Source organism: Paenibacillus graminis (assembly GCF_000758705.1).
GTDB lineage: Bacteria > Bacillota > Bacilli > Paenibacillales > Paenibacillaceae > Paenibacillus_AQ > Paenibacillus_AQ graminis.
Genome location: NZ_CP009287.1, coordinates 5,868,695 through 5,881,273 on the forward strand (window position 1 = coordinate 5,868,695; position 12,579 = coordinate 5,881,273).

At 54.6% G+C, this 12,579-nt stretch carries 13 protein-coding genes; 2 read left to right on the forward strand and 11 right to left on the reverse strand.

The genetic code is table 11. The features are described 5' to 3' along the window. Positions 1-17: 17 nt before the first annotated feature. From PGRAT_RS25375 to wecB, 5 genes are read right to left on the reverse strand one after another with little or no spacing between them, the layout of a single operon-like run. Entirely contained in the window at positions 18-734 is a 717-nt protein-coding gene (locus tag PGRAT_RS25375) for a glycosyltransferase (RefSeq protein WP_025707791.1), read from the reverse strand. Continuing rightward, complete coding sequence (locus PGRAT_RS25380; protein WP_036706122.1) at positions 731-1,732, reverse strand: SDR family oxidoreductase; 1,002 nt, start codon at positions 1,730-1,732, stop codon at positions 731-733. Before PGRAT_RS25380 ends, PGRAT_RS25375 begins: the two co-directional genes overlap by 4 nt. Then, positions 1,729-2,568, reverse strand: coding sequence for a dTDP-4-dehydrorhamnose reductase family protein (locus PGRAT_RS25385; RefSeq protein WP_042267390.1), 840 nt, complete (start codon positions 2,566-2,568; stop codon positions 1,729-1,731). The genes PGRAT_RS25380 and PGRAT_RS25385 overlap by 4 nt, the downstream gene beginning before the upstream one ends. Then, the gene (locus PGRAT_RS25390; RefSeq protein WP_025703606.1) at positions 2,565-3,551 is read right to left on the reverse strand and encodes a polysaccharide biosynthesis protein; all 987 of its coding nucleotides are present in this window, start codon (positions 3,549-3,551) and stop codon (positions 2,565-2,567) included. The genes PGRAT_RS25385 and PGRAT_RS25390 overlap by 4 nt, the downstream gene beginning before the upstream one ends. Further along, entirely contained in the window at positions 3,541-4,635 is a 1,095-nt protein-coding gene (gene wecB / locus PGRAT_RS25395) for a non-hydrolyzing UDP-N-acetylglucosamine 2-epimerase (RefSeq protein ID WP_025703607.1), read from the reverse strand. The genes PGRAT_RS25390 and wecB overlap by 11 nt, the downstream gene beginning before the upstream one ends. A 302-nt stretch (positions 4,636-4,937) precedes the next feature. Here wecB and PGRAT_RS25400 point away from each other — a divergent pair, with 302 nt between their 5' ends. Further along, positions 4,938-5,132, forward strand: coding sequence for a hypothetical protein (locus PGRAT_RS25400; RefSeq protein WP_167337236.1), 195 nt, complete (start codon positions 4,938-4,940; stop codon positions 5,130-5,132). Between the two features lie 340 nt (positions 5,133-5,472). Here the strand turns inward: PGRAT_RS25400 and PGRAT_RS31295 are convergent, their stop codons facing one another. From PGRAT_RS31295 to PGRAT_RS25415, 3 genes are all read right to left on the reverse strand, one after another. After that, on the reverse strand, positions 5,473-6,969 hold the full coding sequence (locus PGRAT_RS31295; RefSeq protein WP_052415732.1) for a glycosyltransferase: 1,497 nt from the start codon (positions 6,967-6,969) through the stop codon (positions 5,473-5,475). Positions 6,970-7,361: 392 nt separating this feature from the next. Next, positions 7,362-8,495, reverse strand: coding sequence for a CgeB family protein (locus tag PGRAT_RS25410; protein ID WP_025703304.1), 1,134 nt, complete (start codon positions 8,493-8,495; stop codon positions 7,362-7,364). A 33-nt stretch (positions 8,496-8,528) separates the two neighbouring features. Beyond that, positions 8,529-9,626, reverse strand: a complete 1,098-nt coding sequence (locus PGRAT_RS25415) for a CgeB family protein (RefSeq protein ID WP_025703305.1) — start codon at positions 9,624-9,626, stop codon at positions 8,529-8,531. A gap of 212 nt (positions 9,627-9,838) precedes the next feature. On the opposite strand from PGRAT_RS25415, the gene PGRAT_RS25420 reads away from it, so the two are divergent. After that, positions 9,839-10,621 carry an AAA family ATPase gene (locus PGRAT_RS25420; protein WP_025703306.1) on the forward strand — a complete coding sequence of 261 codons (783 nt, stop codon included), beginning with the start codon at positions 9,839-9,841 and terminating at the stop codon, positions 10,619-10,621. A gap of 41 nt (positions 10,622-10,662) precedes the next feature. On the opposite strand, the gene PGRAT_RS33525 is transcribed toward PGRAT_RS25420, so the two are convergent. The 3 genes from PGRAT_RS33525 to wsfD form a co-directional block, all read right to left on the reverse strand. Next, the gene (locus tag PGRAT_RS33525) at positions 10,663-10,830 is read right to left on the reverse strand and encodes a hypothetical protein (RefSeq protein WP_155990293.1); all 168 of its coding nucleotides are present in this window, start codon (positions 10,828-10,830) and stop codon (positions 10,663-10,665) included. Between the two features lie 120 nt (positions 10,831-10,950). After that, entirely contained in the window at positions 10,951-11,136 is a 186-nt protein-coding gene (locus PGRAT_RS25425) for an aspartyl-phosphate phosphatase Spo0E family protein (RefSeq protein WP_025703307.1), read from the reverse strand. After that, positions 11,126-12,571 (reverse strand): glycan biosynthesis hexose transferase WsfD, encoded by a 1,446-nt coding sequence (gene wsfD / locus PGRAT_RS25430; protein ID WP_025703308.1) that lies wholly within the window; start codon positions 12,569-12,571, stop codon positions 11,126-11,128. Before wsfD ends, PGRAT_RS25425 begins: the two co-directional genes overlap by 11 nt. Between the last annotated feature and the right edge of the window lie 8 nt (positions 12,572-12,579).

Sequence of the window (12,579 nt, forward strand, 5' to 3'; positions counted from 1 at the left end):
CACTACCAGATTAGTGCTCAGCCGCCCATGGAGGCAATTAAACTGCGGAGCATGGGGTTGTAACGGGCATTGGTCGCTGCAGCCTCAGCCATAATGGCATCATAATGCTTGAGTGTCCCCATTCCGTCATGCCGCCGGTAGGCAGTCAGGGACTGATTCAGCATCACAGGCGGATATCCGTTCAGAATCGCCCGGAACCACAGGTCATAATCATGGGTATAGGGCAACGACTCATCGAACAGCCCAATAGCGCCGAACAGCTCCCGCTTGAACATTACGGTACAGCCATTAATCGGATTGCCCTGCAGGAAACAGCGCAAATAGTCAAGATGACTTGGAAATACCGCTGCCGCATTGAGCTCAATCAGCTGTGTGCTTTCATTAATATAATTGAAGTTGGTGTAAGTGATCAGCAGGCGGTTCTGATCCATGAACAGCACTTGATTGTTAATCTTGTCACGGTAAAACATATCATCCGAGCTGAGCCAGACAATATAGTCTCCTGATGCATGACGGATCCCGTGATTCAGTGCGGAGGCAGTCCCTCCATTCGCCTTGCCCAGGTAGTGGATATTGGGAAGATATGGTGTAATCCGGTCTGTGTGCATGGTGGAGCCGTCGTCGACAACGATGATCTCATGAGGCTGCCAGGATTGGTTCAAGGCACTTTGCAGTGCCTGCTCGATATAAGGGCAATTGTAAAAAGGAATCACCACGGATACCCTCGGTTTCATGAAGCACCTCCTTCTCTGCTCGCCCGGTAATAGTCCACAATATCCGCAAGTGAACGGGACAGCTCAATCAGCGGGCTCCAGCCGAGCCTGGCGGCATTGTCCTCGGGGGATGCGGATAATTCTTCTTGATTAACTAATGCGCTGGACAACACAGCCGGAACGGCAGCTGCGGATGGAGCAGGCTCCTGTTCGTCACCCGCGTCAACCGGACCCCAATCCATCGCCACCGGAGCAGCCGCATGTGCCAGCAATTGCCCGGCAACCGCGCCAAGTCCCCGCTGGGTGCCGGAATCAATGCGGTAGATCTTCCCCGGCTCGCCACTGCGCAGAATATAGTCATAGGCTCTGACCGCATCCCTCACATCAAGAAAGTCCCTGAGGGCAAACCGTGAGGAAAGCCTAAACGGCGGAAGCGTTTCAGAAGTGCCTGCAGCGGCCTCACTGCGTACAATATGCTGCGCCAGCAAAGAGCAGAATCCTGTAGAAGGGCCGGGCCCGATCAGATTGCAGGGTTCCGCAAGCAGCACCGGCTGTTTGAACAGTGTGCACCAGGCCAGAGATACCAGCTCCTCCAGGGTTTTGCTCAGACTGTATGGATGAGGCGGTCCCCCCGCTAAGCCCGGCTTGAACTTAAGCCGGGAGCCGGCCACCAGAATGCGGCGGGCCGGCCGGGTGCGCAATCCCTCAAGCAAATAGAGCGTAGACATGACGTTCGTTTCCATATAGAGCAGCGGGTCCTGCCAGGATTCCGGGACTGAGTTTTTGCCGGCGAGGTGCAGTACTTCTTCCGGCTCTACCTCCTCAATCATCGAATTTACCGCCCGGCGGTCGCTCAAATCACAGATCTGCCGCTTCACACCTGCGGGAAAAATGCCGGAAGCTGCTGCAGCACTCCGAATCACAGCGGTCACTTCCGCTCCTGCTGCATGAAAGTAAGCTACGGCATGCCTTCCGGTAAAGCCGGAAGCTCCGGTAATCAGAATTCTCCGCGCCCTCATGTCGACATCGCCGGCTGTTTCATCCAGGCCGCCAGTTCTGCCAGCATCACTGGGTACGGCGGCAGCTGCACCTGCACATCCGCTCTCGTGCTGACCAATGTGCGGTCCTGAATATGCGCAGACTCGGGAATAATTTCAACATCCTCTTTGTTGAAGGCTTCCTGCATGTGCCGGAGCAGCTCATATTTGCTGACCGGCTGCGGATGGGCCAGATGAATCAGCCCGGAGATCTCCGGTTCCAGCAGGGCATCTACAGCTTTGGCCAGCTCCAGTGTAGTGACCCCGTTCCACATCACCCGCCGGTATCCGGACACCGGCCCCCGCTGGGCCAGGAACCATTCCATCAGCCCGATGCCCGAAGAGCGGATTTCCGGGCCAATGATTGAGGTTCGGATCGTCAGGTGCCCGGGCTCCCGCACTTCTCCAAGACTTTTGGTGATTGCATACACGGATGTGCCGTCAGGCGTATCGTCTTCTGTATAACCGCCGCGTGTTCCTTCGAACACGCAGTCGGTACTGATATGGATGAGCCGGGCATGAACACCGTCCGCCGCGCGGCGGAGACGGTGAGGCAGGAACCCGTTCACATGGTAGGCACCGATCCGGTCCCGTTCGGCAAATTGATTCAGCACGCCCAGCGCATTGATGATGCAATGGGGAGAGACAATTTCGACCAGCTTTTCAACTCCGGCAATATCATCAGCATCTATATACAGCCCGCCAAGATCACTCTTATCCCGGGTTGTATGGAAGACGTGATGCTTGCCTTGACGGCGGAAATAATCCGCCAGCATATGACCCGCCATACCGTTTCCACCGAGGATAAGCAGCTTCACTCTAGGAACCCTCCCCGGATCAGGATGTCCTTGATCTCCTCCTGGTCCATCAGGTTGTTCTCGGAGCTGAAGCTGTTGAAGGAAACATGCGGATATCTGCTGTAATGGGCTTTGAGTTCAGGCATATCCAATGTGGGCAGAATGACCAGATACTGCTCATCGTAGACAACCGTCGTCTGGCTTTCGAAATCACTCATCAGAATCTCATGAATTTTTTCGCCAGGGCGGATACCCGCTTCAATCATGCTCACATCCCGTCTGCCGGAAGCTTCAATCAGTACTTCAGCGAGATCCACGATCCGGCAGGTTGGCATGGTCATTACAAAGATTTCACCACCGAGACTGACTTCGGAGGCTTTGAACAGCAGGGTGATGGCATCGCGCAGGGTGAAGAAGAAGCGGGTCATTTTCATATCCGTAATCCGCACCTGTCCCTTGTCCTTAATCTGCTTCATGAACAGATGAACCACACTGCCGTTAGTTCCCAGCACATTGCCGCCGCGCACTGTCACGAACCGGGTTTGCGAGCCCAGCAGGTTGGCGTAGACGAACAGCTTTTCTCCGATCGCTTTGGTCATTCCATAGAAATTAGAGGGATTGGCAGCTTTGTCGGTAGAGATGTAAATCGCTTTTTCCACATTGCTGGCAATGGCTGCCTCAATGACGTTCTGGGTTCCGACCACGTTGGTCTTGAGCGCTTCATACGGCTGGTCTTCGCAGACGGGAACATGCTTGAGGGCCGCCAGATGAAAGACATAATCGATGCCCCGGCAAGCCGCCACCAAAGCGTCCTTGTCACGGATATCGCCGATGATGAAGCTGAGGCGGGAATCCTCATATTCGCGGCTCATGGCCACTTGAGCAGACTCGCTGCGTGAGAATATGACAATCTCTTTCGGGTTCTGCGGCAAAAGCTGCCGGATGAGTTCATGCCCCCAGGAACCGGTTCCGCCTGTAACCAAAATCCTTTTATTATTGAACATGCAGGTTCCCTCCAAGCAAAAATTTGACTACCTTAACAGAGACATCCGGAGTCATATAGCCTTCCGGCGCCTCCCATTCGGGACTCATTGACGTCATCAGACGGGTACAGCGCAATATGCTCTCCTGCTCCACCCCTGAAACTACGTTGCTTCCACAGTCCACCGTTTCCGGACGTTCTGTGGTCCGGCGGATGGTTACTGTCGGCACCCCCATCAGGCAGCATTCCTCCTGAACGGTTCCGCTGTCAGTGATCGCGCACAGGGCATACTGCTCCAAATGGACAAAATCAAAAAATCCAAAAGGCTCATGAAACTCCACCAGCGGGTTCATCTCAAGCTTGAATTGCTCCGCCAGCTTGGAACGCGTACGGGGATGGATGCTGCAGATCAGGCGGAGGCCAAAATGCTCTGCCACCAGGTTCAGTCCGGACATAATCTGCAGCAGCGAACCGGGATCATCCACATTTTCGGCCCGGTGGGCTGTAACCAGAAAGTACTGTCCTGCCAGAAGGTTCAGCCGGTCCAGAATATCGCTGGCTCCGATCTGCCGGTTATAATGCTTGATTACTTCATGAATCGGATTTCCGGTTAAAACAATGCGCTGGCTAGGGAATCCTTCGCTGAGCAGATGCCGCTTGCTCTGCTGGGTATAGGGCATATTTATGGTGGAAACAGCGTCTATGACACGGCGGTTTTTCTCCTCCGGCACTTTCAAATCGTAGCAGCGGTTTCCCGCTTCCATATGCACCACAGGTATGCCCATCCGCTCGGCAAGGATTGCGCACAGCGCGCTGTTCGTATCTCCCAGAAGCAGAATCCGGTCCGGCCGCTCTTTGAGCAGAATGCTCTCCAGACTCCCGAACATGGCGGCAAGCTGCCCGCCAAGCCCGGCCTGCTTATCCTGAAGCACATAATCCGGTGCCCTCAACCCCAGCTCGGCAAAGAAAATCCCGCTGAGGCTGGCGGTGAAGTTCTGTCCCGTATGCACCAGCACATGCTGCTCCGCATGCTCATCGAGCAGCGGAATAATGACACTTAGGCGGATGATCTCGGGCCGTGTGCCCAAAATCGTCATGATCTTCATGGGTTCACTCCCCTTTGGGTGTTGGCCTGCCGCAGGATTGTGCAGCGGGCTGGTGTTAAGCCACGGCGCGCCCGGGTTAGCCCGTCATTGGATGCGACTGGCATGCCGGTGGCCCGATTGAGCGGCATTTGCCGGTGTTAGCACGAAGACTGGTGCGTTGATCGGCGGATTAACGGCATTTGCCGGTGTTAGGTGCGATGACTGGTGCGTTGGCGGCGGAATTTAACAGCTTTTGCCGGTGTTAGGTGCGATGACTGGTGCGTTGGTGCGGATTTAACGGCATTTTGCCGGTGTTGGGTGCGATGGCTGGTGCGTTGGCGGCGGATTTAACGGCATTTTTGCCGGTGTTGGGTGCGATGACTGGTGCGTTGGCGGCGAATTTAACGGCATTTTTGCTTGTGTTAGGTGCGATGACTGGTGCGTACGCGGCGGATTTAACGGCATTTTTGCCGGTAATTCCATTACGTGTGGTAAAAAGTGAAGTTATTTCTCCCTGAAATAATCAATCGTGAGATTTAGGTGGAAAAAGTAAACTTAATTCGGCCGTATTTGTCCATTAGGAGTAAAATGAGCCAAAATAGCAATACTTTTTCCACTTAGTTTGCGTAACATCATGGTTTTCGGCAAATTAGTGGTACTTTTTCCACTTCACTCAGCCAAGGAGCACCGAGAAGATACGTACGTTCCTTACGCAAACTCCGAGCCTGATCCTTCGCACAGGTAGGCGGAATCAACAGCCTTCAGTCGGTGCTGGTGCGTCTGCGCGCGGGGCGGGCAGCTGCGCATTCGCCGCCGCGCAGCACTCGCAGGGCACGCCTTCCCCGGCGGCGTGCAGGCCTAGGCCGCTTTGCGCCGCCGCTTCGCCTGGCGGCGGGCATGGCCCGTGCGGCGGTGCTTGCCGCCGCTGCTCCTCCGGCGCGCGCTCCGTGCGGCGCGCCGCTTACGGCCGGGGCGCGGACGGCTGCGCGCCCGGGATGTGGCGCGGCGGAGCTTGCCGCGCCGGAGCCTGCCGCGCCGCAGCCGTGCTGCGCGGCTTGCCGGGCTTTGCCGCGCCGGCTCCGGCTGCGGCGGCGGGACAGGCTCGCTGCTGTCCGAAGCTTCGGCAGCAGCGGGGAGCTCCGGTGCGCCGGCAGGCTCCGGCAGCGCGGGGCAATAGCGGAGATTCCATCTCTCCGCAAGGCCTTGCAGCCGTACGCGGTAGGCCGCCGGTCCATAGACGGCGTCGACGCGCTCCCGCGCCAGGCTGCCGACGACGGCTGCCAGCCCCGGCACCGCCAGCATGCTGTTCACCCGCTGTGCGAGCTGGTCGATGTCTCCCACAGGGGCGAGCAGTTCGCCGCATCCGGCAGCATGGAGAATTTCGTATAAGCCGCCGGATGCATAAGCCACTACCGGCTTGCCAAAGGCCAGGCCTTCCAGCGCAGTCATGCCGAAACCCTCGCGGATCAGGCTGGGAACCACCAGCATATCCATGGCGCAATAGACTTCCGGAAGACTTTCTTCATAGCCTAAGAATTTGAAATGTGAGGTCAGGCCTTCCAGCTTTACCTTGCGGACGCAGCGCTCATAGTAGCTTTTATCCCCCGGTGTCCCGACGACCATGAATTTTGCCTCAGGATGATGCTTCGATACAAGAACAGCCATTTTTACGAAATGCTCCAGACCCTTTTCTTTATTAATAAATGAAGAAATATAACCGATAAGCGGCTCTTTGGGGGCAACCCGTAATTCACGGCGGCGTTCGCTCCGCAGCTTGCTCCAGGCTTCGAACATCATCTCCGAATCATTCCACGACGGGGGAAGCTGCGTTACCTTCTCCTCGCGGATATCCTCGGGAAAGCAAGACGCTGCCGTATGGGAAATGGCCAGAATCTCATCGCTGTTCTTGTGGATCAATTCCGTGCTGATTGATGTGAAATCGTTGTCTGTGATGGTCTCCGAGATCTTCCACACCACGGGGATGCCCAGTGATTTCGCCGCCATCGCCGGCAAAGCATGAACACAGGTGCTGGAGATAATAAACGCCGGGCGCAGTGCGCCGAGCCACTCTACCAGCTCGCAATACTCACGTTTCTCCTGGAATTTGCGGATATCCGGCTCCAGCCCGGCATAGGGTGTGTACATCCCGTAGACCAGAGGAATGGTCAGCAGCTGTACATTCAATCCATTTTTACGCGCCTGCCGGGTCAGCTTGCCTTCCTGGGGTGCCACGAGAATGCAGTTGAAGTAGGGGGACAGCTCCCGGCTGAAGAACAGCAGCAGCTTCTCCGCTCCTGTAATGCTGCGTGTATTGGATACATGGGAAAAGAGCACGATTGTCGCTTTGTCGGCCATGGTGTGTCGGCGCTCCTTGACAGGGCTGTGGAGCAGCCATTCACCTCCCTAAAAGTTTTACGGAGCATTGCAACTTGAATTAACTTCGCAGTAAAACTCGCTTCGGAAGCATACGCTTAGTTTTACGGAGCATTGCAACTTGAATTAACTTCGCAGTAAAAACTTGCTTCGGAAGCATCCGCTTAGTTTTACGGAGCTAATTTTACCGTTCATGTCTTGCTGTAAAACTTGCACTGCTTGTGTTGGACTGTTGGGCACCGCGGCGGCCAAAGCAGGTATTCTGCCGCCAAACGCCATTGCCCGGTACTCCAGTAGTATATTGAGAGGGAACAGATGCCGGCACGACACCTGTCCCCCGGATATACGCACATTTCCCATGCGCTCCGTACTGCCTAGCCATAAATTAAAGTCAACAGCTTATGCAGGCGTCTGGTATACGTGTGGTCCTTAAGCGTACGCTCAAAAGCGCGCAGAGCCATCGCGCGGCGTTCCTCTTCATGTGTCAGGTAATAGCGGATTTTATCCATCATTTCGCGCGGGCTGGCGAACGTATCGATCTCTTCACCTATGGTATAAAAGGAGCCCATGTCATCTCTTGCGTCACACAGCTGCAGGGTTCCGCTGGCCGCAATTTCAAAGGTGCGCGGATTCGGTGAAACGGCAGGAATCAATAAAGTGTTGTTATTCGCTGCCTCGTCGATGTGGGAGCGGTGGAGATTAATGACGATTTTGGAGCCGCTATAGGTGACTGCTGTCTCCTGCGGCGTCATCCATTTGCCGATCTCTATGCGCTCCCCATAGAGCGGCGCCTCCGGCAGCCGATCCCACCAAATGCCGTTGATGACTGTGTTATAGCTCATCAGCTCCGGCATAATTTCACGGAAGAAGTGAACTCTGTTCCAATACGCCGAACCAATAAAGCTGATATCCCGGCTGACCGGTGAACGTCCGGTTGTCGGGCGGTAATGCTCCCTGTGGGCAGCAAAGGGCAGATAATGCACCTCCGGGCATCCCAAGCCGCGGTAGAATTCCACACAATTCTTTTCCAGCGTGAACACATAATCGTAGTGGGCTACAATTTTTACTGTGAAGTCCGTATAGTAAGGATCATCTGTAAGCCAAATGGCTGTCTTGATGCCTTTGCCGCGCAGGACGGCCACTTGGTCAAGCGGCAGATCCATTCCATCCAAAACCAGCACAAGATCAGGGCGCTGCGCATCCGCAAGCTCCACCAGATTCTGCCGCACATCGGTAATCGTGACCTGAGTGGTCAATTTTTGCAGCGCATAGAGGACCGCATCATCGAGCGGCGAGTACGGATAACCTTTACCTGATGCCACGTACATCACATGAATATTGCGAACCGGAAGCGGCTCCTCCGGGCGGCCATCCAGGATGGTGAGTCTTCCCCGCAGGTAGCCTTCATCGTATCCTATCTTGAAGCCGGACAGGCGGCCCCGGAGCTTCTCTTCTTCCGCCGGTGTTCGCGGCAGCGGCGGTGCAGGCATGATAAAATTATTATTCATAGATTATTCGCTCCTTTAATCCGTATTTGGATATCATACTTGTGCTGTCAGAACATTCAGCAAGTGAGGCAGCCGGGAAGTAAAGGTATGATGGCGCAGGGTCGTCCGCAGTCCCTGAAGTGCGATCTGCTGGCGTTCCTTCTCATGCTTCAGATAGTAGTCGATTTTGTACTTCAGCTCGTCGGGGTTTTCAAAGGTATCCAAATCCCTGCCCGGACGGTAATAATTGCCCAGATCCTCGCGGACATCGGTCAGCTGCATGGTCCCGCAGGCACTGATTTCATAGGTTCGCGGATTAATGGAACGGGAGGGAAGCTGGAAAGAGTTCCGGTTGTCCTGCCCGCCCTCCCACGGACGGTGAATATTAATGACCAGCTTGGCACCGCTGTAATAATTTGCGGTCTCCTCGGGAGGAATGAAGCCGTCTTTGATAAAAGGTGACAGCTCCTCATAGGCGGACAGCCGTTCCCAGAACCCTCCGGCGATCAGCACCTTCTTGCCTTGGAGAAACGGAGCCAGCCCGTCAAACAGCACTGTCCGGTTGCGGAAGGCATTGCCGATAAAAACAACATCATATTGATACTGCGGACCGGTGCGGCGCGGGTAGAACATCTGCGGATTCACACAGAGCGGAAGGTAATGTACAGAACTCACTCCGAGGTCATGGTAGAACTCCACACAAGCCAATTCATGTGTAAAGACATGATCATAATGCCGGCAAATCACCGATGTATCCTCCGTAAAATAAGGATCATCCACGAACCAGATAGCTGTAGGGATTCCCAGTTTCCGAATTTCCGTGATCTGATCCAGATGATTCTCGGGGAACACATGCAGTCCATTCATGACCAGCACAGCTCCCGGCGACTCGCGGGCGGCTACCTCCAGCATGGTCTCCGGTGAGCTGATGACCAGTTCGCTGACAAGCTGCCCCAGCGCTTCCGTTATTCCCGTATCAATCGCTTGAAATCCCTGCGGCACATACATCAGCTTGAGCGGCCGGCATGCCCCCACCTCCGGAAGATTCAGGCGTTTCACGGCTTCACACAGGCCGAGGCGGTAGCCTTCCTGATAACCGTCGCGGTAATCCCGTGGATGCACTTTTCTCTTTTCTGATTTCACGGCTTTCACCCTGCCCCGTTATATTCTCAAGACAGTATAACTATATGCGGAGTCAGCATCCGCCTCATGGACATCTGTCTGTATCCCGCTGAAATTGGCATATGCCCCCTGTCTATTGCCCAAGTTGCCCGAACCTTTGCAGATTGGTTCCACTCGGGCTACAATTATGGAAGCAAATGAGAGTCTATTAAAGAGATTGGGAGAGTGGGACAATGTATGCAATGGATAACGCCATGCTCTACATCCGCCATGCGGAGCTGACGCGTGAACGGGTCCCTTCTTTTCAGGCCTATCCGTTTGATTTGCCGGTGATCCGCAGCTTTAACCGGCTGGCTTTTCAGAAGCGGGTTACGTTTCTTGCGGGTGAGAACGGGACGGGGAAATCAACACTGCTGGAAGGTATTGCTGCAGCCTGGGGCTTTAACCCCGAAGGCGGAACGCTGAACTTCTCATTCAACACCCGCTCCTCACATTCCAGCCTGCATAAGTATCTGCGGCTTGCCAAAGGGGTGAGACGCCCAAGGGACGGCTTCTTTCTGCGTGCGGAGAGCTACTATAATGTGGCATCCTATATTGACCAGTTGGATGAAGAGCCTGTAGAGCCGGGAGAACCGGTAAAGAGCCCTTTGATCAAAAATTCCTACGGGGGCAAGTCACTGCATGAGCAGTCTCACGGCGAATCGTTTTTTTCCGCCTTTGTCCACCGCTTTGGCGGACAAGGCCTCTATATACTCGACGAGCCGGAAGCAGCCCTCTCCCCGCTGCGGCAGATGTCGCTGCTGGTGCGCATGCACGAGCTGGCAGAGCAGCAATCACAGTTCATCATCGCCACTCACTCGCCGATTCTGATGTCCTACCCCGGGGCAGATATATACCTGCTGGAGGGCGAGGGTATCCGGCCTGTCACTTTGGAGGAAACGGAGCACTACACCGTAACCAAAGCATTCATGAACGACCGTGCGGGAATGCTGCGCGAGCTGTTGGGAGACGGCGGAAAAGGATAACGGAACAACTCCCCCCAACTGCCTGAAAAGTGGTACAGAATTTAGCATTTCATGCGCTGCTGCGGCTCAGGCGGCGGATTGCTGCACGAAATGCTGCTTTTCTTGCACTGCTGCCGCTCCAGACGCCAGCTTGTTGTTTTTCGTGCAGCATTTCTCATACCTACGTCTTTTCCGGAAGCCAGATTATTGTAGAACGTACCGCATTTCATCCCCCACATCCCTCAACTTTTTCAGGTGTCAGCCCGCTCTCGCTCAGTACACAAAAAGACACCTGCACAGGTTGTTCCCTTCCCTGTACAAGTGTCTTTTGACATTTCCGAAATAATACTCTAGTGACCTCTCCTGGAGAACTCCCCGTCATCATCAGCCTGACAATCAATATACTCGTTGATCAGCACGTCCAGCTTCACCGATTGGCTGAGCACCCTGGGATGCTGGATGCCTAGCTCCAAGGCCAACGCATGCAGTTCTTTTCTGGCTTGCTCAATTCGTGCCTGATACTGTTTATCTCCCATAACGGCCGCTTTTCCCGGCAACGGATTGTACCAGCCGCACAAGCTTGTGGACTACCCAGCCGAATATCACCACAGCCATCATATCGAAGCTGACGTTGAACAGAAACAAGTGCTTCCCGATGTCTGCCCTGCCATCCCCCATAATCGGTACCAGGAAAGAAAATAGTCCAATCAGGCCCAGCAGCATCAGCAGCTCGCCTGCAATCCGTCCACGCAGATCCCGGCTGCGGAAATACTCGAACAGAACTCCGGCATAATAGAGAAGATAGAAAACAGCTAGAAAGCCAAGCGAATGCGGCAGCACTTCTCTTTTGAACTGGCTCCAGGTGCTGTACGTATAGGATAATGCCTGTTCCGGCCGGCCTTCAGACTTCTCATAGTTTCCCAAGTAATAGGGACGCAGGTCCATGCTGTTCTGTGCAGCATATTTCATGCCCTCTGCCAGCCGCGAGGGATGTTTGATATAGAAGAAGAGCACATCCTTATGGGACACCCGGTTATAGAAATCCGCCTGAAGCGACGGATCATCCTGCTTGATCGCCGTACCCGACTGGAAATAGTTCGTGCCTGCCAGCACTTCCAGCTTCTCCGGCAAACCCAGCTCGCGCAAGTCCCCCCTCACATCCGGCGACCCGTTCAAAATTCCGAAGAACACCGTCTGATACAGGTTGATATGCTTCAGCTCTTTGGGTGCAGCCACATACATAATCACCGAGACAAGACATACCGCGACCGCGAACCGCATGGCCAGCTTGCGCCAGCTCCCCGTTCCGTTCAGCGTCATCAGCCGCAGGAAGATCAGAGAAAAGGCAATGCCCACCGGGGCATTCTGGATTTTGGAGCAGACCAGAAACAATACAGCGATAAAAAACAGGGTCAGCCCTTTGGTTGTCGGCCGCTCCTGTCCTGCCAGCCTGAGTCCCAGTGCAAAAGTAAGCAGCATGGACACCATCGATACCGGCTCGCCAAACAGTGAATTGAAGTAGGCCAGATACCCGATGTCGTAAAACACGATAAGCATTCCAGCACCGAGCAGCAGTCCCGTAATATAGGAGCAGCTGCCGCCCAGCTTGACGATCATCCAGGTCGCCGCGAGCAGCAATAGCGCATACACTGCCGCCAGCAGGCGGATATCAAAATAACTGCCGTGCACCAGCCCGGCCAGCAGTCTCGGCACCAGCACCAGCAGAATTTGCGAGGACGGATAGAAGCCCTGGAACAAATTTTCATAGGCAAATCTCGAATGGCTGAAGCTGAAAAAGCGGTCGGCATAACTTTCCGCGGCATTATAGTAATCCAGTCCTACTGTGTTCATCATCCGTTCGAAGTCACCATTATCGGCAACACCGACGAACGGCTGCACAAACAGCAAATAGATGATCAGGCCACAGCCCGCAAGAGCAATGAGAATTTCTGCTTTGAATATTCTTTTCATAGTTTCTC